The sequence below is a fragment of the Paraburkholderia aromaticivorans genome (assembly GCF_012689525.1).
Classification (GTDB): domain Bacteria; phylum Pseudomonadota; class Gammaproteobacteria; order Burkholderiales; family Burkholderiaceae; genus Paraburkholderia; species Paraburkholderia aromaticivorans_A.
On the sequence record NZ_CP051515.1, the window covers coordinates 3,307,963 to 3,333,783 of the forward strand.

General features: G+C 59.5%; 20 protein-coding genes and 1 riboswitch. Of the genes, 7 read left to right on the top strand and 13 right to left on the bottom strand.

From position 1 onward, the window contains the following. Positions 1 to 28: 28 nt before the first annotated feature. From HF916_RS26635 to HF916_RS26665, 7 genes are all read right to left on the bottom strand, one after another. A complete protein-coding gene (locus HF916_RS26635; RefSeq protein WP_168791721.1) occupies positions 29 to 3,034 on the bottom strand; it encodes a tubulin-like doman-containing protein in 3,006 nt (1,001 codons plus the stop codon). A gap of 64 nt (positions 3,035 to 3,098) precedes the next feature. Next, positions 3,099 to 4,085 carry a DUF4384 domain-containing protein gene (locus tag HF916_RS26640; RefSeq protein WP_168791722.1) on the bottom strand — a complete coding sequence of 329 codons (987 nt, stop codon included), beginning with the start codon at positions 4,083 to 4,085 and terminating at the stop codon, positions 3,099 to 3,101. Between the two features lie 43 nt (positions 4,086 to 4,128). After that, on the bottom strand, positions 4,129 to 5,454 hold the full coding sequence (locus HF916_RS26645; RefSeq protein WP_168791723.1) for a caspase family protein: 1,326 nt from the start codon (positions 5,452 to 5,454) through the stop codon (positions 4,129 to 4,131). A gap of 116 nt (positions 5,455 to 5,570) precedes the next feature. Further along, positions 5,571 to 6,311, bottom strand: coding sequence for a hypothetical protein (locus HF916_RS26650; protein ID WP_206001862.1), 741 nt, complete (start codon positions 6,309 to 6,311; stop codon positions 5,571 to 5,573). Between the two features lie 410 nt (positions 6,312 to 6,721). Continuing rightward, on the bottom strand, positions 6,722 to 6,871 hold the full coding sequence (locus tag HF916_RS26655; protein WP_168791725.1) for a hypothetical protein: 150 nt from the start codon (positions 6,869 to 6,871) through the stop codon (positions 6,722 to 6,724). A gap of 166 nt (positions 6,872 to 7,037) precedes the next feature. After that, on the bottom strand, positions 7,038 to 8,498 hold the full coding sequence (locus HF916_RS26660; RefSeq protein WP_168791726.1) for an amino acid permease: 1,461 nt from the start codon (positions 8,496 to 8,498) through the stop codon (positions 7,038 to 7,040). A gap of 210 nt (positions 8,499 to 8,708) precedes the next feature. Further along, complete coding sequence (locus tag HF916_RS26665; protein ID WP_168791727.1) at positions 8,709 to 10,634, bottom strand: potassium transporter Kup; 1,926 nt, start codon at positions 10,632 to 10,634, stop codon at positions 8,709 to 8,711. A 398-nt stretch (positions 10,635 to 11,032) separates the two neighbouring features. Further along, a riboswitch (yybP-ykoY riboswitch) is annotated at positions 11,033 to 11,199 on the top strand. Between the two features lie 9 nt (positions 11,200 to 11,208). On the opposite strand from HF916_RS26665, the gene mntP reads away from it, so the two are divergent. Further along, positions 11,209 to 11,778 carry a manganese efflux pump MntP gene (gene mntP / locus HF916_RS26670; RefSeq protein WP_168791728.1) on the top strand — a complete coding sequence of 190 codons (570 nt, stop codon included), beginning with the start codon at positions 11,209 to 11,211 and terminating at the stop codon, positions 11,776 to 11,778. A 147-nt stretch (positions 11,779 to 11,925) separates the two neighbouring features. Continuing rightward, positions 11,926 to 12,246, top strand: a complete 321-nt coding sequence (locus tag HF916_RS26675) for a pyrimidine/purine nucleoside phosphorylase (protein ID WP_168791729.1) — start codon at positions 11,926 to 11,928, stop codon at positions 12,244 to 12,246. A gap of 127 nt (positions 12,247 to 12,373) precedes the next feature. Here the strand turns inward: HF916_RS26675 and HF916_RS26680 are convergent, their stop codons facing one another. From HF916_RS26680 to HF916_RS26690, 3 genes are all read right to left on the bottom strand, one after another. Then, on the bottom strand, positions 12,374 to 12,745 hold the full coding sequence (locus HF916_RS26680; RefSeq protein ID WP_168791730.1) for a DUF6697 family protein: 372 nt from the start codon (positions 12,743 to 12,745) through the stop codon (positions 12,374 to 12,376). Positions 12,746 to 13,236: 491 nt separating this feature from the next. Further along, positions 13,237 to 16,347 carry a bifunctional diguanylate cyclase/phosphodiesterase gene (locus HF916_RS26685; protein WP_168791731.1) on the bottom strand — a complete coding sequence of 1,037 codons (3,111 nt, stop codon included), beginning with the start codon at positions 16,345 to 16,347 and terminating at the stop codon, positions 13,237 to 13,239. Next, on the bottom strand, positions 16,344 to 17,138 hold the full coding sequence (locus HF916_RS26690; RefSeq protein ID WP_168791732.1) for a substrate-binding periplasmic protein: 795 nt from the start codon (positions 17,136 to 17,138) through the stop codon (positions 16,344 to 16,346). Before HF916_RS26690 ends, HF916_RS26685 begins: the two co-directional genes overlap by 4 nt. Positions 17,139 to 17,408: 270 nt before the next feature. Here HF916_RS26690 and HF916_RS26695 point away from each other — a divergent pair, with 270 nt between their 5' ends. The 4 genes from HF916_RS26695 to HF916_RS26710 all read left to right on the top strand — a co-directional run bounded on the left by HF916_RS26695 (position 17,409) and on the right by HF916_RS26710 (position 21,729). Further along, on the top strand, positions 17,409 to 17,885 hold the full coding sequence (locus HF916_RS26695) for a YybH family protein (protein WP_168791733.1): 477 nt from the start codon (positions 17,409 to 17,411) through the stop codon (positions 17,883 to 17,885). A gap of 81 nt (positions 17,886 to 17,966) precedes the next feature. Next, positions 17,967 to 19,028, top strand: coding sequence for a catalase family peroxidase (locus tag HF916_RS26700; RefSeq protein ID WP_168791734.1), 1,062 nt, complete (start codon positions 17,967 to 17,969; stop codon positions 19,026 to 19,028). Continuing rightward, positions 19,025 to 19,561 (top strand): cytochrome b, encoded by a 537-nt coding sequence (locus HF916_RS26705; RefSeq protein ID WP_168791735.1) that lies wholly within the window; start codon positions 19,025 to 19,027, stop codon positions 19,559 to 19,561. The genes HF916_RS26700 and HF916_RS26705 overlap by 4 nt, the downstream gene beginning before the upstream one ends. Positions 19,562 to 19,830: 269 nt before the next feature. Next, positions 19,831 to 21,729 carry a S9 family peptidase gene (locus tag HF916_RS26710; protein WP_168791736.1) on the top strand — a complete coding sequence of 633 codons (1,899 nt, stop codon included), beginning with the start codon at positions 19,831 to 19,833 and terminating at the stop codon, positions 21,727 to 21,729. Positions 21,730 to 21,773: 44 nt separating this feature from the next. Here HF916_RS26710 and HF916_RS26715 read toward each other — a convergent pair whose 3' ends face one another. After that, the gene (locus tag HF916_RS26715) at positions 21,774 to 22,304 is read right to left on the bottom strand and encodes a MarR family winged helix-turn-helix transcriptional regulator (protein WP_168791737.1); all 531 of its coding nucleotides are present in this window, start codon (positions 22,302 to 22,304) and stop codon (positions 21,774 to 21,776) included. A 106-nt stretch (positions 22,305 to 22,410) separates the two neighbouring features. Here HF916_RS26715 and HF916_RS26720 point away from each other — a divergent pair, with 106 nt between their 5' ends. Continuing rightward, positions 22,411 to 23,205: an SDR family NAD(P)-dependent oxidoreductase gene (locus tag HF916_RS26720; protein ID WP_168791738.1), complete on the top strand. Its 795-nt coding sequence runs from the start codon at positions 22,411 to 22,413 to the stop codon at positions 23,203 to 23,205. Between the two features lie 118 nt (positions 23,206 to 23,323). On the opposite strand, the gene HF916_RS26725 is transcribed toward HF916_RS26720, so the two are convergent. Both HF916_RS26725 and HF916_RS26730 read right to left on the bottom strand, forming a co-directional pair. Next, positions 23,324 to 24,283, bottom strand: coding sequence for an alpha/beta fold hydrolase (locus tag HF916_RS26725; protein WP_240975513.1), 960 nt, complete (start codon positions 24,281 to 24,283; stop codon positions 23,324 to 23,326). Positions 24,284 to 24,300: 17 nt separating this feature from the next. Then, positions 24,301 to 25,713, bottom strand: a complete 1,413-nt coding sequence (locus HF916_RS26730) for an NAD(P)-binding protein (protein WP_168791739.1) — start codon at positions 25,711 to 25,713, stop codon at positions 24,301 to 24,303. Positions 25,714 to 25,821 lie beyond the last annotated feature (108 nt).

Below are 25,821 nucleotides of genomic sequence, written 5' to 3' on the forward strand. Positions count from 1 at the left end.
ACACCTACGATTCAGTTAATGCAGACGGTTACTCAGCGACTGCAGGCAGGCCAATGATTTCCCGCACCGGCTTCTGCATCGCGCTAATTGCCAGATATTCGGCGTCCTGGTCGTCCTCGCCCGCTTCGTTGAAGCGCGCAGTCGCGAAGTCGATGTACTCTTCGAAAAGCTTCTGCTTGTCATCCTTGTGTTTCAACTCAGCGTCGACCTTTCGGCTTACTTCGCGCTCGATCATGCCCTGCAACTCAGCAGAGTGATCCTCGTCGATAACCGACTGCCAGGTAGAACCACGCAGGACCTTGGACGCGGGAAGTCCATTGGCCTTATAGATGAAAGCCCACTCCTGCTCGCCTGTTGTCCTGTTCTGACGCTCCTTGATGAGGTTCATCAGACGGGCCACCAGCAGGACGGGTTTGCGCTTCGCTTGCGCGCTGACTTCGGCCGTCGACCGCGCATAAAGCGGAGGAAGTTTCTTTCCGTCACCCTGGCTGTGCAGAAGATGGGACTCGTTGAAGTCCGCGAGCAAGCCGTCGTAGTGCCGCTTCATCATAGCCAACGATTCGATGAACCGTACCGGCATCAACGAGGCGATTTTGAGTATCACAATCTCGTTCGACAGCTTTCCTGGCGCCACAACCGTATCGGACGCCGGATCTTTCTGTTCCTCGAACAGCTTCGTCAACGTCGCGTGGAAGTCTTTCTGGCTTTCGCACTCCGGCAGGAACACGGCAACCGTGTTCGATGTGCCGCGCGTTCCACCCGCGTTGTTGGCGACCGACCGATCGACCTCCGTCTTGTTGTACTGGATCATCGTCCCCGACTTCTCGTACAACTCGGACACGAACGCCTTCAAGGCATTCGGGTTGGCATCGTATTGCTTCTGGAGTCGCTCAACGATATTGACCTGCAACACAGGCGTCAGACTCTTGGAAATTTCTGCGTGCGCCATTTCCACGATAGTTGCAGATGTCTGCGAAATCGTTGAAATGATCGCACCAAGAGAAATTCCGCGGACCAGCCTGTCGAACGAATCCACCTCCGTTCCTGCAAGATCGATCACGGACTGACGGACCTTCTGCGTACGTGTGACCTGACTCTGTTCGTCAACGATCACAGCCTTCATGATGCTGGCGATCGCGCCACGGTCAAAAATCCGCTGCTGATAGGCGGAATCGGCTCCCGCCAACCTTGCCGCCTGCTCGTCGTGCACCTTTTCAGTTGCCGCCGCGAGGGTCTGATGCATGCCGTCGATGTGACCGCGCAGCGTCGTCAGTTCGTCCTTGATGAAGGGAATCAGGCTCACAGCGAACTTCTGACCTTCGTAGAGCGTACGGAGCGTGTAAAGGTCCTGGTGTCTTGCAGCAATGTCGGCGAACAACGCACCGCGTTTGTCCGTCAAGTGTTGACCGAAGAACCCCACCTTGTTGAACTGCGTCAGCAGTTCCTCAACGTTTTGCTGGACGACTGCCAGCGTTGCAGGCGCTTTCGTGATTTCTTCAGCGAGCACCGAGAGACGCTCATCGAGCAACGCAATGATCGCGTCAGTGAACTGGCGCAATTGCATCAGCGAATGCGTGCCAATTTTCCACCGTGCGAAAAGGTCTTTCTCGACCTGACGCGCGATGTGGCGGGCCATCTCAAGGCGAGCGTTACCCTTGATCTCATAGAACTTGCGCACGCCGCCGAGCTTTCGGTAGGTCTCGTCGAATACCTTGGCCAGTCGGGTATTCAATGCAGCTGCCCAGGTCGTCTGTTCAAGCGTCGGATCGTTGCGCACTTCGGGAGCCACGACGCTCACCACCTGCTTCCAGAATTCCTTCGCGGGTTTCCATCCGGCGTTCTTCGCATCGTCTTCGAGAATGCCAACCTCAAGCGTCAGGTGCTGGTCGCTGAGTAGCATGCTCTGCAAGGCATCGGGTTTCCTCGCCTCACTATTCCAGTCCTTCTGAACCGGTTCGTTTGCGTAACCCTCACCCTGACGGAAGTTATTGAACATCAACTGACGAGTTGCCTGTTCGGCGAAACCGTACGCCAGATACTCCTTGATCTCCTGCTCCGGAACAACGATCCGCTCGACGCCGAACGACAGAAACAGCTTGGCACGCGCCTTTCCGTCTTCTTCACTTTCGAAGTTCTTGATGTCGTTCTCGCCCTTTTCGGCACGCCCAAGACCTTCCCACTCCTTGTTCAGGGTTTTCTGGAAAATGAACTCGCCAACGATACGGGGAAGCTCGCTATCGACGTCGAACTGGATGTTGTTCTGATTGAGGTTGCTGACCAGATAGCAACCATTGAAATAGACGTCATGCGCCATAGGCGACCCGTCCAGCAGGTTCGCCGGATGATATTTGCCTACAGCCATTGCATTCAGCTCGGCCAGGGCCGCGTATCCGTTCGCGTAATACGGCGAGACGCCAGCCACGTCACGCACACGCCGCGAATCCTTCTCGGGAAGCAGTGCGTACACGAGGATCCGATGCTGCTCGGGATTGGGATACTTGTTGCGGAGCAGAGCGATTGCGTCCACCACCGACCCACTTCCCGTCCCGCCAGCGAGGCCGCAGACTACGTGGATGACTGCACCAGCACGTCCAGGACCTTGTTGCAACACGCGCATCCGGTCTTCAACGGCCTTCACGAATTGCGGCGCATTCTGTGCAAAGACAACACGACCGAGCTTGCGTCGTTGCGCAGCTCCAGCCGTAGTAGCCTGCAACACGTCGAAAATGCCACGCGGCTCGATCCAGTCTCGCAGTCCCGGAAATGACGCAGGGTCGTCAAGGGCAGCACGAACGCTGCTCGCCGTGTTGATGATGTATTGGCTGCGGGCGAGGTCGATCTCCTTGCCCAAGACCTTCCACTCGTCGTGCTTGTCGATTTCGTCGCTCGACGTATCGACGTACAGGTACTCAAACTGCGCCGCCGACGGGCTGTTCCCCTGCGCGTCCTTATTTCGCTCGATCGTCTTACGCAGATGGCGGATGATTTTGCCGCCCGATCCGCCCAGGCCGATAATCAGATGGTTATGTTCCATGTCTTTCGTATCTCAGTATCTCAGTGCAATTCGCGGAGGCATATTCCTCGAGCAAATCCGGGTGTTACTGGTGCGCGAGGTTGATTTTCAGAAACAGCGCCGAATCAGTCTTGGTGGTGTTCTTCACAACATATGAAGCAACCTGCTGGCCGGGTGCCGGAGACTGGTCATCGCTAAAGACGATTCCCTTCGATGCATAGGCGGACGAATCTGCCTGCGCGACTTTCGGAGCACAGCCGGCAGGCGAGTCGGGAGCGAAATTGATACCCTTCGAGGCAAAATCCGACGACACACTGGCCAACTGCATTGGAGCTGCATCCGAAGCAACGGGTCCGGCTGATGCTGTAAGCGACGTATCCGTAGTAGCCGGTGAGTCCGACGTGGAAGCAGCCGCTACGACCGGAGCAGCGGGACAAGATCCGGAATCTGCCGTTTTCTGCATTGGGCTCGTCACCAGGTCGGGTGCCACTGTTCGCACGCGACGCGTGATGTCGTCGTGCGCGCGCTCAGGCGACAGATACACCATCAGCTTTTCCATGCCTGGCTTGTCGTCAAACTGGAACGCGCCTTTCGCAGGGAAGAAGACCACCCCCATGGCATCCACGAAGTTATCCTGGGAAGGTTGCGGATAAATTTGCGTAATCGTGCCGTCCGGCGCTTCGTTAAGGATATAGACGTAGGACGGACGGTTCACCTTCACGCCGAGTTGAAACTTTTCGCCGCTGTGAAAAACGCGGCGGGTCAGGACATCATGCGTCGTCCCATCCTGATCTTTGAGCCTGACGAAGTAGCTGGCGCCCAGTTGCGAAGACGGGCGCTTCTTCTTTTGCGCCACCTTCACGACCGCCGCTGCCGGGGTCGTCGCTGCGGTCGAGGAGGCGTTAGCCGAGGCCACTGCGGTGTCAAGCGTGCTATCACCAGCCTTCGCTGTGCTAACCGCGACGACTGAGTCGTTCGCTGAGAAGAAAAGAGACTTGGCGGTGTAGGCTTCCTCGGCAAACGCATGCGTGGCCATCGCAGCGACGGTCAGTGCGATCAACGGATATCGCATGTTTTCTCTCCTGTATCTTGAATTTTGAAACCGGTGTCGCCTATCAGTTGACGGCGTTCTGGTCATCCGGGATTGTTGAGAACTGGCGAGGATTCTGGCTCTCCGTGCCCTTCGATGCCTCGATTGCCTTGCGAGACGTAAAGTCCTGCGCTTGACGGAAGGCGGGCCCCAACTTGCCGCCATCTGTTTTGAGGTAGGCAAACAGTGACTGGGTGAAGAAAGAACCGTTAAGAGGCTGCCCGCCGACCGGATTGACGAACGTGTGACCCGCTGACGGCCCCCATGAGCGTTGGTTTGGGCTCGTTGCAGTAATAATGGTGTAGCCGTTACGATTTCTGTCGATAACAGTTCGTACCGGTTTGCTTTGGCTGCCACCGGCTTGCTCGCCGGAGTCACCAGCAAATTGAATTCCTTTGGAAGTGAAAGCCGAGGTTGTCCACGATGCGAGTGAAATGCCCGCTTTCTCAGCCGTACCCCCGTTGGTCTTGACGATGTACTCCGTGCTCTCGTCTTTGACATCGTCGAGCATGTCGCCGCTGTAGCAAGTGTCAATAACGACACGCGTTGTATGGCTCGGTCGACGCGCGACGTTCTGTACCAGCGTATCGGGCACTGAATGGCTTTGCACGTAGAGTTTGATTTCCGTCGTGTCCCCCATCGCCATCGTCTTTTGATTGACCGAGTCGTATGCAATGATGGACATCTTGCGCTGGTCTGCACCTCCCGGAGTCGGCACGGGCTCGGTCCCGTGACTGGAGATGTAGATGAAAACGTCATCGTTCGGCCCCACTGTGCGGTCGAGCGTGTTGAGCGCATTCTCTATGTTCGCCTTTGTCGCATGCTCGTCTAGCAGTGTCGTGACGTTATAGCCCGCGCGTTTAAGGTAATCCTGAACGACGATGGCATCGTCTCGCCCCTGAATCTCCGGGATGTAGGGATCGGCAAAACGATTCAGGCCAACGACGATCGCTCGCTTGACGGGCGCTTGCGAACGCACTCCACCATCGCGCGCAAATGCTTCGAGCGCCTTTCCGGCCGCAGTTTCCCAACGCTTCTGCTTGATGTTCTGCGGGTAAATAGGCGATGTCGACTTCATGCCAACGATCGACTGCACGATCGTGAATGCCGTGTCGACGTCGTCCTCGTTCTGGTAGCTTCCGACAAGCTGCATTCTGCCGGTGCTGTCCCGCACAACCGAGGCCTGGTTGAGCCCATGCGCGTGGAACTTGTCTTTGATGCGGTCAACCAGACTCTGCGGAACGCTATACGAGTGATAGGTGTTCTGATAGCCTGGCAAACTGCTTGCCGCGCATGCGGATAGCAAAGCAGCCCCTACCAGGATCAGAGCGCGCTGGACGTACATTTTCATCGGTTAGGGACGATTGGTTGACCTGCAGGGTGCTGTGGTCGGAATGAAGACAGAGTTGGCACTGGCGGCCCGTACACTCTTGCCCGGTGTCCAAAGGACCTCCGGGCTCCACGCCGTTATTGTGAGACCTGGAATTTTTCGGATACCACCGAGGCCGGCTTGTTATCGGCGGCAACACTGAATTCGACGCGATAGAGACTACCGGGCTTCGCATCGTGAGGAATGGGGATGCGGACAGTGTCCACCACCTCACCGGGCTCGAAGGTGTGGTCTTCGGCGGTAGGGTGGCCAGGGAACAGAACGAGGGTTTCCTTGCCGTCGTCACCAATCACGTACAGCTTGCGGTCGATCGCGACCGACCGCTCTGCGCCGTCCGGCGTCATCAATGCAAAAGTGCTGTTGACGACAGCTTGTCCGTCTGCCTTCACCGGCCCGTCAATGGTGACCGAGTTGGCACGCACAACGACGCCCTGATTCGCTTTGTACTTGAGCTCTTTCTTGACCTTCTCGAACGACTTGGTGTGCTGAATACTGGATTCAGGAACCCAGGAAGGATTCTTCTTGTAGCACGTATCAATCGCCGTGTAGTACGCAGTGGCGAATCCGGCCATGCCGCCGACCGCGGCGCCGATGACAGCACCCTTCGCTGCGTCGTTCTTCTTGTTCGATACCAGCATCGCTGCGAAGCCAGTCAATGCTCCGATGCCTGCTCCCTTTGCCGTCGCCACGATCTGTTCTTTTCGAACGCATGAGTTGAGGTCGTCGGTCGCCGATTCCTGAGCATTCGCCCCGATAGACAGGATCAGCAGGCTCGTTGATACGGCAGCAACAATTGCCTTTTGCATGTTTTTGGTCATCTATCTGATTGTTCTAGTGTTTTATTGCAGCAACGTCACGACGCTTCTCTATTTACCGCGCCATCGCTACGCCTGATTTTTTAACTGGCCAGCGCTTCCCTCTCAAGTAGCGCATCCAATCACTTTCTATTTTCGGCAAAGGGCGCGGGAACTTTAGCACTTCAGTCACTTTTGTAGGCGTCGGCTTAAATTAATATTTTTTGGAGTTGCCTCGCCAACTACTTGACAGATGCGAATTCACATTCAGAAATAGCGCGCAAACGTTTGGCGCAGTTTGGGTGCGATACAGCGCATCAATTCGTGCGCCATGGCGCGCTTGCATCCGCCTGGATAGTAGCGCTCTGTGCTAACGCGAGCGGCAAGGTCGTCGCCCACAAAATTGCGGACAGGTTCGTCCGTCCGCACCTCTTCTAACTTCCCCGCCGCTCATCTGGCATATGCCGCCGCATAAAAACATCAATACCATCCACACGCGACGAAGCAAACGCCCTAACCACCACCACAACAACGATACCCAAAACCACCACCACAGCCGGAATCTCAAACAAGGTCATATCCACGACAAACCTCCTCATAAACCAGGAGCAGCCACGGCGCACCACAACATCGCCGCGGCCACACCTCACACTCCCAGTTTACGAAGCCAGGCCTCACCCACCAAACGAGCATTTTTCATCGATATGTGAGAAATACTCGCAGTAGCGCCAATACCGCGCCACCGCTCTGTTAATGCCGCTCCGGATAGCGCAACTTCGAATGATTCCGGCCATAAGACATATATATAGTCATCCCGATCACGAGCCACACGACAAGCCGCACCCACGTAACGAGCGGCAGCCCAGCCATCAGCAACAGGCAAAACAGGATCCCCAGAATCGGCACGATCGGCACCGCAGGAACCCTGAAAGGACGTGAAGCATCGGAGTCACTGCGCCGCAAATAAATCACAGCGCCGCACACAAGAATGAACGCGAACAAAGTGCCAATACTGACCATCTCTCCCAGCACGCTGATCGGCGTAAGCGCCGCCACGATCGCGACGATCGAACCAATCAGAATCTGGCTCAAATGAGGCGTCTGAAGACGCGGATGAACTCGCGCGAAAAGAGGCGGCAGCAAGCCATCCGTCGACATCGTGAAGAAAATGCGGCTCTGCCCGTACAGCAGCACGAGAATCACCGTGGTCAGTCCTGTCAGCGCACCGATCTTGATCAGAATCGAGAACCAGTTCATACCGATGGCATCCACACCCTTCGCGATCGGATCAGGAACATTCAGTTCAGCGTAGGGCACGAGCCCAGTGAGTACCCCCGCAACGAGGATGTACAAAATCGTGCAGATGATCAGCGACCCCAGAATACCGATCGGCATGTCCCGTTGCGGTTTTTTCGCTTCCTGCGCCGCGGTGGAGACCGCATCGAAGCCGATGAACGCAAAGAACACCACGGCCGAGCCACGCAGAATCCCGCTCATGCCAAAGTTACCGAACTCGCCGGTATTCGCGGGAATAAACGGATGCCAGTTCGCCGGCTTGATGAAGAACACGCCGATCGCGATAAAAGCCACCACCACCACCAGCTTGACCGCCACCATGACGTTGTTGAGCCGCGCGGATTCCTTCGTACCGAGCACGAGCATGGTGGTAAGAATGGCGATGATCACTACCGCGGGCAGATTGACGATGCCTGTCGCGGTGGTGCCATCGGCTAGCTTGATGACGGTGCCGGGTGCGGTCGCTAGAACGGGCGGGATATTGATCCCCACGTTATGCAGCAAGCTCACGATATAACCGGACCATCCGACCGCGACCGTGGCGGCGCCCATCGCGTATTCGAGGATCAAGTCCCAGCCGATGATCCACGCGAATATTTCACCCAGCGTGGCATAGGTGTAGGTGTAACTGCTGCCGCATACCGGCAACATCGCAGCCAGTTCCGAATAGCAGAGGCCGACGAACGCGCACGCAATGCCGCCGAGTACGAACGACAAGATGATGCTCGGGCCGGCGAATTGCGCTGCGGCGGTGCCCGTCAGAACGAAGATGCCGGCGCCGATGATGGCGCCGATGCCCATCGCGGTGATGCTGGTGGCGCCGAGTGATTTCGATAGTGCGTGGCCTTCATCCGCGTCGGCGCTTCCTACAATATCGGCGACGGATTTTCGTGCCATGTAGCTCGTATCAGCCATGATGAGTCGTCCCGTTCAAATGGTGTTGGGCACGAGCCGACTCAGTTTGCTTCGGCTCGCGGAGCACGACAAAAACATCTGTTACTGAAGACTAGCGGGGTAGGGTAAAGGGAAATAGAAAATTCAGTGTATTCCGAATTAAAAGCAAAGTGAATATTTGATTCTCTCTCGCCCGCGGACAAAGCTTTTGCTCGCGTTCTTAGGTAATCCTCAAATCTCTACCCGTGCCCCCAACTCAATTACTCGATTGGCCGGCAGCTTCAGATAAGCCGCGACGTTACCCACGTTATGCAACATGACGGAGAACAAACGCTCTCGCCACATCGCCATGCCGCTATCACGCGTGGGCACCAGGGTCGCACGGCTCAGGAAGTAGGAAGTCTCCGCCGGCTCGAATGCCAAACCGTACGCCTTGCAAACTTCAAGTGCACGCGGTAGATCGACTTCATCCATGAAACCATACGTGATCGTGACCTGGTAGCACTCCGAATCGAGTGGATGCACGCTCACACGTTCACTGGCAGGCACCCACGGTATCTCCTCGTTGTTCACCGTCACGAAGACGACGCGTTTGTGCAGCACGCGGTTATGCATCAGATTGTTGATCAACGAATGCGGCACACCGTCAGGATCGGGCGACAGAAAGATCGCCGTGCCACCGCATCGCATGGGCGATTCCTTCAGCAGCGTCGCCAGATAAGGCTTGAGCGGCGTCGTCCCGGCTCTCACGCGCGCTTCGGCACGCATCATCTCCCAGCCTCGTCCCCAGGTCGCCATGATCGTATAGATAATCAGCCCGACCAGAAGCGGGAACCAGCCGCCTTGCATGAGCTTCATCAGGTTCGCGGAGAAGAACGCCGCGTCGATCACGAAGAAGAAACCGGTCGCAAACACGCATAGCAGCCAGTTGTAGTGCCACGCATAGCGAATGACGAAGAACGTCAGGATGGTCGTGATCAGCATCGTGCCGGTAACGGCGATACCGTACGCGGAACCGAGCGCCGTGGATGAACCGAAGCCGAGCACAGCGGCCACGACGGCGGCCAGTAACGTCCAGTTGATGCCTGGCACGTAGATTTGCCCCATCTCCCTTTCCGACGTGTAGACGACGTTCATGCGCGGCAGAAAGCCGAGTTGCATCGCCTGCTTCGTCATCGAATACGTGCCCGAGATAACGGCTTGCGACGCGATCACGGTCGCGACCGTCGAGAGCACGATCATCGGATACAGCGCCCATTGCGGAAACAGTTTGTAGAACGGATTTTGCAGCGCGCCCGGATCGGCGAGCAGCAACGCGCCCTGCCCCAGATAGTTCAGCGCGAGTGCGGGAAACACGAGGCCGAACCACGTTAGCCGGATCGGCTTCGCGCCGAAATGTCCCATGTCGGCATACAGCGCTTCCGCGCCGGTCAACGACAAAACGACCGCGCCCAAAGCAACGAACGCCAGCCACCGATGATGCAGGCAGAACGCCAGCCCCGTGAGCGGGTTGAGCGCGACGAGAATCGCGGGCGCCCGCATCATGTTGACGACGCCCACCACGGCAAGCACGATGAACCAGAGCACCATCACCGGCCCGAACACGATGCCGATGCCGGCCGTGCCACGCTTCTGCACCAGGAACAGCGTGACCAGCGCAACCAGCGTCACGGGAATCACGCAGGTCTTGAGAAACGGTGCGGCCACTTCGAGACCTTCGACCGCGCTCAACACCGAGATCGCCGGCGTAATCACACTGTCGCCGTAAAAGAGCGCGGCGCCCATGATGCCGATGCCCAGCAACGTATGGCGCAAGCGCGGCCGCGCCGCGACCGACGACGCAGCCAGCGCCAGCAGCGCCATAATGCCGCCCTCGCCGTGATTGTTCGCGCGGAGAATCAACGTGACGTATTTGAGCGAGACGACGACGATCAGCGACCAGACGATCAGCGACACGATGCCGACCACATTCAGCGCGTTGAGCGACAGTCCGTTGGCGGGATCGAACACCGTCTGCAGCGTGTACAGCGGGCTGGTGCCGATGTCGCCATACACCACACCCAATGCTGCAAGCGCGAGTGCAGGCATCGCCGGGCGGTGATGCCCGCGCCCGCCGGAATTGCCCGCATCGGGCGCGGCGGATACTGACTGGCTCATGTCTCGCTCCAGTTTCGCGTTCTCGCGGTGCAACATAAGGCCTGGGCCGGTGCACGTGCGGAACCGATTCATGCTTTTATCAGGCCTCGTTTTTTTCGAGGAGTCGCCTGCGTCCCACGCAACAGTCAGCATCGAGGAAGCAACTTCCGTACGAGGAACGCGCGTCCCATTGCCCTGACGCCTAACGCGCATTCATATTGTTCTGATGTTTTTTTGCGTACGCTGCCTTCCGCGAACGTGACCTGTCTCTTTTCCTGAAGGACGGTGTGCCACTAATTCAACATATACCATCGGCCGTTTGCCACGCTACTCATACGTGAAGTAGCGACAGATTTATTTCGTGGGCACGCATGCACGGCGCAGGCAGCATTACATAAGCCTTTCGTCATGGTATGCTCGCACCTGTCTTTGGGGAGTAGCCGGCTTCTACCCAGAAGCGCCTGCATCAACATGCTCGGTCGCGCAGACCGTGGTGCAGGTAGCCCTTTGGTTGGCAAGACCATCGACACACTACGCGACCGGTCGGGCGCGGCGGTGTGTCGCGGTTTTCCGCCCGACCTCGAGCCCTCCTCTCATGAATCCTGTCGCAACGCTGTTCCTTGCTTTCGCCATGTCCACCGACGCCTTTGCGGCCGCAATCGGCAAAGGCGCCACGCTCAATCGCCCTCATTGGCGCGAGGCTGTCAGGACGGGACTCATCTTCGGCGTCATCGAAGCGCTGACGCCCCTGGTCGGATGGTTTCTCGGCAAAGCTGCAGCGCAATACGTCTCGGCATGGGATCACTGGATCGCGTTTTCGCTGCTGTTGGTCCTCGGCGCCCGCATGGTGTTCAACAGCTTTGCCGACAAGGAAATCGAGGAGACGAAACCGTCGACTCATTCATTCTGGTTGCTGGCGCTGACCGGCTTTGCCACGAGTATCGACGCCATGGCGGTCGGTGCGAGCCTCGCTTTCGTGGACGTCAACATCTATTCCACGGCCGCCGCGATCGGTCTCGCCACCATGGCGATGGTCACGATCGGTGTGATGCTCGGCCGCGTCATCGGGCATGTGGCGGGCAGACGTGCGGAGCTGGCGGGTGGCGTCATGCTGATCGGTATTGGCAGCACGATCCTGGCTGAGCATCTGAAGATCATTGGCTAGACGGTGCTTGACGGCCGCCAGCGGATCTCCGTTTCTTTCGGCGCAATCGACGTCTGACGCCGCCGACCGCCTGTATGATGGCGGTTCGCGCTCGACCTAAAGTCCACGCAAACGCATCCATTCACGACAACCCAGAGGAAGATTGGCATGACGGCCGCAACGCAATTCGATCAGGTTTCCATTGTTAAACGAGCCAACGTCTACTTCGACGGCAAGTGCGTCTCGCACACCGTGCTGTTCGCCGACGGCACGCGCAAAACGCTTGGCGTGATCCTGCCGGGCGCGCTCAACTTCGGCACCGACGCGCCGGAACTCATGGAAGTGCAGGCCGGCCAATGCCGCATCCGCCTCGAGGGCAGTGACGAGTGGAAGACGTATGGTGCGGGCGAGTCGTTCTCGGTACCCGGAAAAAGCCGCTTCGACATCGACGTGATCGAAACGCTCGACTACATCTGCAGCTATCTGTAAAACGTGTCGCGTCGCACGACGTTGGAAGAACGCGCGTATTCAAGCGCGTCATTGATAATCGCCGGTTGGGCACGAGCCACCACCCAACCGACGAAGGGACAAGTACGGATCGAAGATTCCGTTGAGATCAACGGCGTTTCATCTTGATCACGCGCGAAATCTGACCCAGCGTGAATCCACTGTTCTCCACGTACTTTGCGTAGTCAACGGGAGCAGTAAACGATTCCTCGGTGACGTACTCGCCCATGTAACGGAATCGGTCAGTTGCCGTTCGGACAAAAACAGGCAGTGGCTCGGTCTGTCGCGCAAGCGTTCGGCCTGCCGCTCGTGAGGCGGCGCTACCATCGCAGACGATCACATCCGGGGCATACGGGTTGAGATCCTGACGCAATCGCGCGGCGACGACCTTTCCGCCCTTCACGGGCAAGAATGCCTGTTTGCATCCTCCCGTCACCCGATGAATATCTTCCCGAGAATACTCTTTGCCAATATCAAACATGATTTTTCTCCCAAGAATGACGCCTGGCTATAAAGCAGTGGCATCAAGCGGAGCGATGATATCGACCTGTATCTAAATCCCTCGTATAAAGCGCGAGCTTCTTGATAAAGAAAGCATGCAGATTGCAGCGGGTTGCATCCGGGGCTCGCCGCGCGCTCCGATACGCCGCATTAACGGTACATGCCCTTCGGTTTTATAAGTTCGTTATACGGTTGGTGAGAGAATCACGAAGTCACAGCGCGAGGTTCTGCATGCTTCGATTGAGATTTCGTCAATACGAGAACAATGCAGTAGCCGCTATCTCTATCGCCGCAATCGTATCGTTCGCGTTCTTTTCGTAGACGGTTGCCGCAAGCGCTTGTAGGAACACGCCGAGGGATGTTGGGGCGAAAACCGCACGAAGTGCATGGATCGCCCATACGCCGAGGATGGGTTTCTACGAGCGCTTGCGTCAGCGTTGCGCTACTGACCACGCGCTACTTATCTCGCGTTCATTCAGCCACGCACTGACGTGTCTCGACGCTGCTCAACAGCGCTTCAAAATCCTCGATGGGAAGCGGGCGGCAGAAATAATAGCCCTGATACGCGTAGCATCCCGCTGCAGCAAGGAAATCCCGCTGAGCCTCCGTTTCGACGCCTTCGGCGATCACGCCCAAACCGAGGCTGCGCGCAAGCGCCACGATAGTTCTGGCAATCACAGCGTCGTTGGGATCGACGAGGACGTCGCGCACGAATGAGCGGTCGATTTTCAACTGATCCAAAGGCAGGCGCTTCAAATAGGACAGCGACGAATAGCCGATGCCAAAATCGTCGAGTGCAAAGACGATGCCTTTCGCTTTCAGCGCGCTCATCTTCTCGATGATGTCCTGCACGTTGTCGACCAGCACGCTTTCCGTCAGTTCCAGTTTCAACCTGTCGGGCCGCGCGCCGGTGCGACCGATGATCGTCAATACGTTGGCCACGAAATCGGCTTCGCGGAACTGCTGGACGCTGACGTTGACCGCAATCGTGAGATGCGCCATATCAGGCCGCGTTGCCCATTGCGCCAGTTGCGCGCAGGCAGCCTCCAGCACCCAGCTTCCCAGCGCCAGGATCAGTCCGGTCTCTTCGGCCAGCGGAATGAACTCAGCAGGCGGCACGATACCGCGCTGCGGATGCTGCCAGCGCACCAGCGCTTCCGCGCCCGTTACGCGGGTACCGACGACCTGCGCCTGGTAGTGGAGCAGGAACTGATTGTCCTCGATTGCATTGCGCAAGCCTGCTTCCAGCGCGGCTCGCTGCACCACGACGGTCTGCATGTCCGGGTCGAAGAAACGCACGGCATTGCGTCCTCGCTCCTTGGACTTGTACATCGCGAGGTCGGCCTGCTTGAGGAGTTCGTCGATCGAGGCCTGATGCCCTCTGAACACGGTGGCGCCGATGCTCGCGCTAGTGCGGTATTCGATCTTGCCAAGCTGATACGGACTGCCCAGCACGGCGAGGATTCGTTCGCCCACGGCCTCCGTCTGGTTGGCCGCCTCCTGCCGGTTCTTGTGCAGATTGCCGAGCACCACCACGAACTCGTCGCCGCCCACTCGGGCCACGGTGTCGCTTTCGAGTACGCTGTCTGCCAGACGCTGCGCCACTTGCTGCAGCAGCAGATCGCCTTTGTCGTGACCCAAGGTGTCGTTCAACGTCTTGAAGTGATCCAGGTCGATGAACAGCAGCGCGCCACACGCTTCGTTCCGGGCGCTGGCCGTGATTGCCTGCCTCAAGCGATCCAGCAGCAGCGTGCGATTGGGCAATCGGGTCAGCGCATCGAAGAAAGCCAGTTCCTTGATTCGCTCTTCGGCGATCTTGCGTTCGGTAATGTCGTGATGCGTACCGACATAGTGACTGACGATTCCGTCTTCGCTCATCACAGCGGAGATCGTGAGCCATTTCGGGTACACCTCGCCGTTCTTGCGGCGATCCCAGATTTCTCCTTGCCATCCGCCGGCACCGTGAATCGCTTCCCACATCTCCTGGAAGAATGCGGCGTCGTGGCGGCCGGACCGAAGCACGCGCGGTGTCTGGCCCACGATTTCCTCGGCCGTATAACCGGTACATTCGGTGAAAGCCGAGTTCACGCGCAGAATGGTGGCGCTCGCGTCGGTGATCATCATCGGTTCCATCGAGTCGAATGCGACAGCGGCAATGCGCAGTTCAGCCTCGACCTGTTTGCGCTCGGTAATGTCGCGGCCGCTCGTGCGAAAGCCGATGAATTCGCCCTTGGAATCGGTAATCGGAACCCAGGACGCCGACAGCCACATGAGCGAACCGTCCTTGCGAACGCAGCGAAACTCGAGGTCATCGCCGCGCAAACCCTGTAGCGCCTTCTGGAATTCAGGTGCCACGCGGGGAATGTCCTCGGGATAAATCACGGTGCCGGCAAAATCCGGTAAGGCCATGCACTCGTCGACGGTATAGCCGATGTACGCCTCCACCGCCGAGTTGATCCAGCGCGGCTTGCCGTCGGGTCCCCACCAGATTTCCCAGTTGACCGTACAGTCGGCAATCGCGCGGAATTTCTCCTCGTTCTCGCGCAATTCTTTTGTCATTGCCGAGGCAAGCCGCATCGCGCGGCCGCGGCCGGTCATCATTAGCCAGGTGAGCAGCGCCAGCAGCAGGCTGAGACCCGTGCCGGTGCTGGCGATCGGGAGCGCGGCGTTACGGCCGAAGCGAGCCTTGAAGTCGTCCTGGGCGCTCATCGACAGTGTCCAGTCATGTCCGCCGACAACCAGATATTCGTTGGCCGACATGTCCGCAGCCCGATGATGGCCAGGCGCCTCAGGCGTTCTGTGCAAAAGCGCGGCGGCCGACGTTTCGACGCCATCGTAAATAGCGATGGTGAGGCCGGGCGGCTGCTCGCCGTACAGGCTGGCGATGACATCGTGCATGCGGAACGACGCGAACACCCAGCCCACCAGGTGCGCGCGGCGCTGTGCGACGCTGTCTTGCGGCTGGCCTCGTGCATAAATCGGCAGATACATGATGAAGCCGGGGCGAGCATTGCCGCCGGCATCCACCGAGAGGCGGACCTTCCCGGAAAGGGTCGCCATGCCGGAGTCGCGCGCCTTCTCCAAGGCACGCCGCCGCACCGGGTCGGCCCATGCATCGAAACCGGGCGCCGCGCGATTGATGCCGATGAACGGCTCGCGCTGGATGATGGGCGCGTAGTTTTCGCGCGAGCCTTTGGGCTCGATCGCGTAGTCGGGCACACCCTGCCGGCGGATGGCCGCTATATGCTCGATCTTTTGCGTCGCCGGCACCCACGCGACAATGCCGATGGCCTGGATGCCGGAGAAGTTGGCGTCGAGGTTGAGCGTGCCGACGTAGTCACGAAACCGGTCGCGGTCGATCTCGCCTGTCGAGGCGAACAGGCTCTGCACGCCACGTAGCAAGAGTTCATACGTGCCCATGCGCTGCTCGATGCGGCTGACCGCATCGCCCAGCGAATAGTTGAACTGGGACAGCAGTTCATGACGGGCGGCTTGCCGCTCATGGTCCCACAGCATCCACGTCACGCTGAGCGCGGCGGACAGGACCAGAAACGGAAGCAGGACGAGGCGCGCCCAGTTCACGGCTGCGTCTTGAAATCGACCATCGAATCGGCGAGGTCAGGTTTGAAATACTTCTCGAAGATGCGCCGCACGGTGCCGTCCGCGCGCATCTCATTCACCAGCGCGCGCCACTTTTCCCGCTCGGCTGGCGACAGTGCCTTCTTCGACATGATGAGGCCGTGACGGACGGCGGGATCGTCGAATTCCACGATGGTGGTCACGTCGCGGATTTTCTTCTCATCGATTGCAGGGTAATCGAAAGGCTCGATGATCATGCCTTGAATGCGCCGGAGAATCAGCGCCTGATACAGCGGATCCAGACCGCCGGCCTGGCTGACACGGTTTTCGGCCGACAGCTTGTCGACCAGCCGGTTGGCCGATTCGCTATAGCGGAAGCTGCGGATGACGCCGAGCTGAAACTGGTCGTTGTGTTCGAAGTCGGCCAGCCGATGAATTCCGGCGTCCTTGCGCACCAACAGATAGTACTTGTTGCTGAAGTACCAGGCGAAATCCGCGTATTCATTACGCTCGTCGTTGGCAATGCCCGACAGGCTGAAATCCAGTCCGCCCGATTCAATCAGCTTCCAGATCCGGGCTCGCGACATCAGGCTGACTCTGATCTGGCAACCGCTGCGGCGGATCAGTTCGTCAGCGAAGTCCTTGTCGATCCCGGTGTCCGTGTCGACGGAATAGAGCAGACCGTGATCATGTAAAGCGAGCGTAAACGAACGCGAACATTCGGGACCCGCGGCCATGGCGCTGCCCACGCAGCTTAGCGCCAGCAACAAACCCCCGAGGCAATGTCGAATCACAGTGTCTCCGTCGTACGAAGATGACTTGAGTACCGCATTCAATTTTCCCGACGATGACGCCGACGAGATCCTGCTATTTGGTCACTTTGAATGCGGCTAATGAGATGCCATTTTTTTACGGACTGGCCAGCATACACCTGTCCGGCTGGGCCAGCGGAACATTCAAACCGAAGGCGCTCTTCACGCGATATCGGCAATGGGCTGCAGTTCTTGAGGCGACGGTTGTTATTTTTTGCGTGGGAGCGGATTCTGTCGATTTGGAGAACTTCCATGATCAGACGCCTGCTTGCGATTGCTGCGATGTTAGCGGGCGTTGTCGTGGCGGCTCCGGCTCGCTCTGACGCAGGTTCGGACAAAGCGGCCATTACGGCGCGACTGCAAGGTTGGGCGGAAGCGTTCAATGCCCGCAATGCTGCTGGAGTTTGCGATGTGTTCGCGCCGGACCTAGTTTCAACCGTCCCAGAAGTGCTCGATGGTAACCGGGATGCGCTCTGCGCGAAGCTCGCCGCGCTGCTGGCCAAACCCGAGTTGAGTCTTCATTACGACAGTCCAGACATTCGCGAGATCATCGTTTCCGGCGATATCGCCGTAGTGCGACTGTTCTGGACACTGACCGCCCGCAAGGGCGGCGAACAGAGCGTAACGCATGAAGCGGGGATGGATATTTTCAAACGGCAAGCGGATGGCAAGTGGTCCATTGCCCGATTCATGTCGTTTGGCACGACGCCGAATAAGGTTCTTGAGTAAGCGCGAGCCGCCAACCAATGGCACTATTCTCCCCACCCTGCTAGATTTCTACTCAGCCGAATCATTGATCGGGAGAGATCGATGGCCGACAGACCGACTTCTAACGCCTCCGCCGTCCGTTCGCTGGTCCTGATTGCAGTCGTCGTGGCCGCGCTGGTCGCGGCCTTCGCCTATACGGCCGGCTGGCTGTCGCCGGAGCGACTTACGCCGGCAAAGATCGTCAACGGTCTCGCGCCGCCGGGTGGCGCGGCGCTCGGCTTCCGGCGCAATCATGCCAAGGGCATCTGCTTTACCGGCACCTTCGAATCGACTGGTGGAGCTGCGGCCCTCTCCAAGGCGCCGATGTTCGCGCCTGGCTCGTATCCGGTCACAGGACGATTCAACCTCGGTACGCCCGACCCCAAAGCGCCGGACGCCACGGTTAGGGTGCGAGGCCTCAGCCTGCGCATCGTCGGACCGGATGGAAGCGAATGGCGCACGGCGATGATCGACACGCCCTTCTTCCCGGTCGCCACGCCGCAAGCGTTCTACGCTCTGCTGCAGGCCTCGGCCAACATGAGCGATCCGGACGCGATGAAGAATTTTGTCGCCGCGCACCCGGAGTTCGGCACGTTTGTCGGCTGGGCCGGCAGCGCGCCGTGGACGGCCTCGTACGCGCAGGAGCGCTACAACAGCCTCAATAGCTTCATCTTCACGAATGCCGAGGGGCAGGAGCAACCCGTGCGCTGGTCCTTCGTACCGGCCGCGCAGCCCGAGGCTGTCTCCCCCGACCAGTTGAAGGAGAAAGGCGCCGACTTCCTCGCCGCGGATATCACGCAGCGAGTGCAGAGCGCGCCGCAACGCTGGACGCTGGTCATCACCGCCGCCAATCCCGGTGACCCGACCGCCGACCCCAGCAAAGCCTGGCCGGACGATCGACGCAAGGTGGAAGCGGGGACGCTGGTGGTCAACGCCATCGAACCCGAGGCCGACGGGCCGTGTCGCGATCTCAACTTCGATCCCACGGTCCTGCCTTCGGGCATGCACGTCTCGGACGACCCGTTTCCCGCCGCGCGCTCAGCCGCCTATTCCGTCTCGTTCAACCGGCGGACCGCCGAGGATAAGGACTATCCGCGCCATCCGGCAGGAGGAGCCACGCCATGACGACCCCGATCCACGCTCGCTTCACACCGCTGCAACGCGCGCTTCACTGGCTCATGGCGGTTTGCATTCTGGCGATGCTGTTCATCGGCGTCGGGATGGTGTCCACCGTTCGGCCGGACTATCTTTCGCTGGTGTCCATCCACAAGCCGCTGGGTATCGTGATTCTCGTGCTCGCGCTGATTCGTCTGGTGGTGAGGTTGACGCGTGGCGCGCCGCCGCTGCCGGCGTCGATGCCGGAGCCGATGAAACTCGCCGCCCGCCTCTCGCATCTCGCGTTCTACCTACTGATGATCGGGCTGCCGCTGATCGGCTGGGGCATGCTGTCGGCCGCGGACTATCCCGTCATGGTGTTCGGGATACATTTGCCATCCATCCTGCCGCATAGCAACGGTTTGCACACGTTGCTGTGGAACGCGCACAGAACACTCGCGCTGTGTTTCTTTGCGCTGATCGTGCTGCACCTGGCGGCGGCGCTTTTGCACGCGCTAGTGAGACGCGACGGCGTGTTTCAGGCGATGGCGCCCTGGCATTGAGAGTGTGAGCGCGTGAACCGGTGAGACGTACCAACACCTCCGGCGATTGAAGCGATGCGGGCGACCTGAACAGGCCGCCCGCGTCAAACTCTACTGAGTTACCGCATCGACACGCTTACCGCACCTGCCCCTGCTTCCAGGCAATCAGCAGTTGGTCTACTTGACCGTTTCGCCTTGCGGCTTCTCGTTCGCCAGCTTCTTCCCGCCTCATCAACGAGACGCCGCCGGTTATAGGCTCATGGTCAAATGCGGGTTTTGAGGAGGACTGCATGAGTGCCGTCAACGATAAAGAAGCCGCTGACCGGACCGTCAAGCTCTATTCGGTACGCGACTTTTTCCGCAGGCCCGAGAAACACCAGTTCACGATTTCGCCGGATGGCCGGCATCTCTCGTTTGTGACCCGGCACGCGGGCCGCCAGAACATCTTCGTTCAGGAAGTCGGCCCCGATGGCTCGCCGCTTGGGGACGCGCGGGCGCTGACCAACGAAACCGAACGCGACGTACCCGGCCACGCCTGGAAAGGAAACGACCGCATTCTGTTCGTCAAGGACTTTGGCGGCGACGAAAACTATCACGTGTTGTCCGTGCCGATCCATGGCGGCGAACCGGTCGACCTGACCCCGTTCGACGGCGTCAAGGCAAGCATCGTCGACGATCTCAGGGACGATGACCGCCATATCCTGATTCAGATGAACCGGCGCGACCCGCAGGTATTCGACGTGTTTCGCGTCGACGTCGTCACGGGCGCGTTCACCCCGATCGCCGAAAACCCCGGCAACATCATGGGTTGGATGACCGATCACGCCGGGAGCCTGCGCGTCGCGACGGCCTCGGACGGCGTCAACACGACCCTGCTCTACCGCGATACCGAGACCGAACCGTTCCGCCCGATCCTGACCGCGGACTTTCGCGAAACGGTGTCGCCGCTGTTCTTTACCTTCGACGATCAGCGTTTGTACGTGCTCTCCAATCGAGGCCGGGACAAGACGGCCATCTTCGAGTTCGACCCGCAGACCGCGCAGGAGGGCGAGCTGCTGTTCGAAACCGAACACGTGGACGTGAGCGGCATGACTTTTTCGACACATCGGCGCGTATTGACTGCCGCGTGGTATGTCGATGACCGCCTGCATCGGCATTTCTTCGACGAGTGGGCTCGCTCGATCCACGAGGATCTGGCTCGTCAGTTGCCCGGCCAGGAAATCGCGATCACGAGCATCACACGCGACGAGTCGCGCGCGATCGTGCACGCTTCGAGCGACCTGTCGCCGGGCTCGATCTGGACATACGATATTGCCAGCCGTCATCTGTCCAGGCTCACTGAGCTCATGCCCTGGCTCGACGCCGGGGACATGGCGCGCATGGAACCGATCCGCTTCGTCGCGCGCGATGGGTTGCAGATCAACGGCTATTTGACGATGCCCGCGGGCATCGAACTCGGGCAGACGCTGAAGCGCCCGCTTCCATTGATCGTCAATCCGCACGGAGGACCTTGGGCGCGCGATTCGTGGGGATTCAACTCCGAAGCGCAATTGCTCGCCAATCGCGGCTATGCCGTCTTGCAGTTGAACTTCCGCGGATCGACGGGCTATGGACGCGCGTTCTGGGAAGCGAGCTTCGGTCAATGGGGCAAGTCGATGCAAAACGACATCGACGACGGTATCGACTGGCTCGTCGCGCAAGGTCTGGTCGACCCCGCGCGCGTGGGCATCTACGGCGCAAGTTACGGGGGCTATGCGGTGCTCGCCGGCGTAGCATTCACACCGGCGCGCTATGCGGCTGCGGTCGACTATGTCGGCGTCTCGAACCTGTTCACGTTGCTCGAATCGTTGCCACCGTATTGGAAGCCGATGCTCGACATGATGTACGAGATGATCGGCAACCCGCAAACCGAAACGGGCAAGCAGGCGCTGCACGATGCATCGCCGCTATTCTTCGTGGATCGGATCGTGACGCCGTTATTCGTCGCGCAAGGCGCAAACGATCCGCGAGTCAAGCAAGCCGAAAGCGACCAGATCGTGAACGCGCTGCGCGAGCGTGGGATCGACGTCAAGTACATGCTCAAAGACAACGAAGGGCACGGCTTCCGCAACGAAGAAAATCAGTTCGAGTTCTACGAAGCCATGGAAGCCTTCCTCGCGCAACATCTGGGCGGCCGCTCGGCGGCGTAGCGTCGAAAGATCAGCGCCGGCCGGTGGTCAACACCGGCCGGGGGCTATTCTCCGTGATAGGCCGCGAGAAACTCGTCGGACGCCACTTCGTCCGCGAGCGCCCGCAGCGTTGTCGCCGAGTCGCGGCCCAACACGTCTTCCACGCGATTGTTCGCTTCAGCCCAAAGCACCAATGCCTCCGACAGGCGCTTCTTGCCAAGGCGTGTAAGAACGCCGTGTTTTGTCCGCCTATCCTCGGCATCCTGGCGCAATTCCACCAGTCCGTCCCGCACCAGCGGCCTTAGCGCATGCGTCAAAGCCGAAATCTGGATGGCGAGCCGAGCCGCCAGGTCCTGCAATGTCGGTCCCTGTTCGCTGCCGCTGGCGGAGAAGCGTTCAATTTCGGCTATCAGGCCGATCTGGGTGGCTTTGAGGTCGAGCGGCGCCAGCGCCTCGTCATATAACTGGCCCAGTCTGCGCGCGGCGCGCCGTAACGCCGTGTTCGTGCACGCGAGCTCGCCGAGGATATCCCGCTCATCAGTAGCTGGCCGATCCGGATCGTCCGCGTTCGCCAGTGAAACAATTTTCTTTCCCATACGCATAGGATGGTTGAGTACTGCACTGTTGACAAGAGGGCGACGTCTGGTTATATACTTGAGCCCTCAATCATTATAGTTGAGTACCAAACTAACGGAGTCACATATGACCAGTTCACGGAAAATTGCTGTTGTCACCGGAGCGTCGTCCGGTATCGGTGCTGTCTACGCGGACCGCCTTGCCGCGCGCGGCTATGATCTCGTCCTTGTCGCACGGCGCGCCGATCGCCTCGAAGCGCTCGCTGCGAAGGTATCGGCAGCACACGGCGTCAAGGTCGATTCAGTTGTCGCGGACCTGACGAACGACGCTGATCTGGCACGGGTCGAGAAGATTCTCGCCACTGATCCGGCCGTGCGCGTTCTGGTCAACAACGCAGGTCTCGCGCGACTGCGGCCGGTCGCACAATCCTCCGCCGAGGACACGCGCTCGCAGATCGCGCTCAACATCACCGCCCTCACCCGGCTGACGCAGGCCGCCGTGCCGGCGTTCGTGTCGCGAAACGAGGGCGTCATCGTCAATATCTCCTCTGTGCTGGCGATCCACTCGATTCCCGTCAGCGCCGTCTACAGCGGGACCAAAGCTTTCGTTCTGCAATACACTCGTGGCCTCCAGCAGGAGCTCGCAGAGACTGGCGTTAAGGTGCAGCTCGTCCTTCCGGCATCGACGTCAACCGAAATCTGGGATGAATCGGGCATCCCACTTTCGGCGCTGCAGAAAGAGTCGGTGATGACGACGGAGAACCTCGTCGATGCGGCCTTGTCCGGATTCGATCAGGGCGAAACCGTCACGTGGCCGTCGGTGGCCGACGCGAGCCTGTGGGATACCTACGACACTGCCCGCTCGGCGTTGTTTGCCGCAACGCAGGTCGGCAAGCCGGCCCCGCGCTACAAAATCGGTTGATGATCTTCGGGGGCGCAAAGCGCTTCCGACCAGCGTCGTTCGCCGCAGTTGCGAGGGCGCTGGCCAAACCGGCAAGCAGACTTCGAACGGTCCCGAACACGGCAGGGACCATGTCGATTTACAGTCCTTTCAAGAACGCGACTAGCAAGTCGTTCACTTCGGCCGAACGTTCGCGCTGAATCCAATGACCCGCGCCATCGAGAATATGGCAGCCACGCAATCCGGGTAGCACGCGTGTCAGATTCTCGATACGCGCCTGCGAGCCGGGAAACTTGAGAACGTCGTCTCTCGCGCCCGCCACGAACATCGAAGGCTGCCGGATCACGGCTCCTCGCCATGCGGCCATCAGTTCCGATGAGCGTCGAATACCGCGGTACCAGTTGAGACCACCTCTAAAACCCGTGCGCGCGAATTCGCCCACCACATAAGCGATCTCTTCGTTGGTGAGCCAAGCTGGCAGCGTCTCGGGGTCGACCGTGCTGTCGAGAAAACCTGCGCCGGGCGCCAGTATCCCGGCCACGACGCGTTCGGGTCCATCGCCCGACATGCTGAAAGTGATGCGTCGAATCGCAGCTTCGGGGTCGGCCTCGAACTCGCGCTCGGCCACACCGGGCGTCTGGAAATACTGCATATAGAATGTTCGTATTCCTTGACGATCCAGTGCACTAAGCAAATCCTCCCGCGCAGGCGGATGAAACGGCACGCTCATGCCGACAACGGCACGGAACAGATCTGGCCGCAACATCGCGGCGTTCCACGCGACCGGCGCGCCCCAATCGTGGCCGACGATCACCGCCTCACTCTCACCGAGCACGTTGACGAGCTCGACCATGTCGCCCACAAGATGCAGCATCGTGTACGACTCCGCATCCGGCGGCGCATCGGTGCCGCCATAGCCGCGCATATCCGGTGCGATGGCGCGGAAACCCGCGGCGGCGAGCGCCGCCAACTGGTGTCGCCAGGAGTACCAGGACTCCGGAAAGCCATGACATAGCAGCACTAGCGGGCCGCTGCCCTGGCTGGCCACACGCATGCGCAGTGTGCCCACCTGCAGCGTCTCGAGGCGAAGTTCGTGCAAGGTCTGCTCCATGAGGTTCAGTTTAGCGTGGCAAGCAACGCCGGCAGTCTGGCTGCGGCCGCCGCGGCCTTGGCCCCGCTCTCCTGCAACAACGCGAGCTTGGCGGAGTCGTCGGGCCGCATGCCACGCATGATCGCATTCTGGCTGTTCAGCCGGCATTGCGACAGCCACGCGTTCAAGCCCGCGTTCTGCCGCCAGTTCGTCATATTGGCAAGGGTCACAGCCCACATGCGCAGCCAGTCGACGGGATGCTCGGGACTCGGCACGAGGCGGCACAGTGCGTTCTGCTCAGCCGGATCCGCGACGTGGCTCTCCACATATGCAATCAGCGCGGCGCTGAACACCGGTTGGCACCAGCGCACCATCAGCAGATTGATCTGGTCGCCGTCGAACATAGGCAACGCGGGCGGCATCTGGATCGCGCTGGCGGAGCAGTCGATGTAGAGCGTATCGGGGTCGGCGGGTAGCGAGCCTCGATCGAGCGTGATCTGCGTCGGCTGCACCGATTGCAGGTGACCGAGACGCACGATGTCTTCGATACGCCGCAGCTGTTCCAATTCCGCTTGAGAAATGATGGCGCACCGGTACATGCTCGGTTCGACTGTCTTGTCGATGCGCACGAGCAGGCCGCGCTGCTCCAGCCTGGCGAATAGATCGGGTATTGAAGTCGCCTCGGCGATGGCTTCGAACTGGCCGATCGTGCTGCCGATCGTCCGCTCCAGATTCTCCGCGCCAGGCTGCGTGTTGGCGCGATCCAGCAGCCACGCATCGCGCGGCATGATCCAGCGGATGCGGGACGGCGCCACGCCGTTTTGCAGCAGCCAGAGGCAGGCGTCCATTCCGGTTTTGCCGGAGCCCACCACCGTATAGCAGGCATGCGGACGCTCAATGTCGGGCAATCGATTCAACGGTATGCAGTTGACGTCCGGCGCAACCGTGTACTTAGGAGGATGCGTCGACGGCACTGCTGTCCGCGCATGGGTGGCGTTCACGAGTTTCCTGCGCGCAACGACTTGCCGCTCATCGCCATTCATCAACGACTTGAAGCGATGCGTGCCGTTGACGCTCGCGCTGTATTCGCTCATCGGAAACCATTGAACGCGGCCCGAGGGCAGGAAGCGCTGCCGCATTACCTGGTCGAAATGGCTTAGCACTTCCGCGCCGCTCGCCAACTCGTACATGCCGGTGTTCAGGCCAGTCTCGTCCTTGGTCCAGCTGCTCAGCTCGCGCGAGTTCACGCCGTAGAAGGCGGACGGCTGATGCAGAGCGACGAATGGATAGGCGTCGTTCCAGTGACCGCCAGGACGATGGTGTCGGTCGACCATCACCACATGGGCATCGGTCTCGCTGAGCAGCGTGTCGACGAAAGCCATGGCGGTCGCGCCGGCGCCGATGACGAGGTAGTCGGTTTCGATCGGTTGAGTGTCCATTGTCTCTCGCTCCCGATGCGCGTTGCGGCGGCAACGCATTGCCGATGAAACATGTCGGCGCAGTATGTAAGCGCTCCAGCGAATCAATCAACCCCAATGGACCATTTT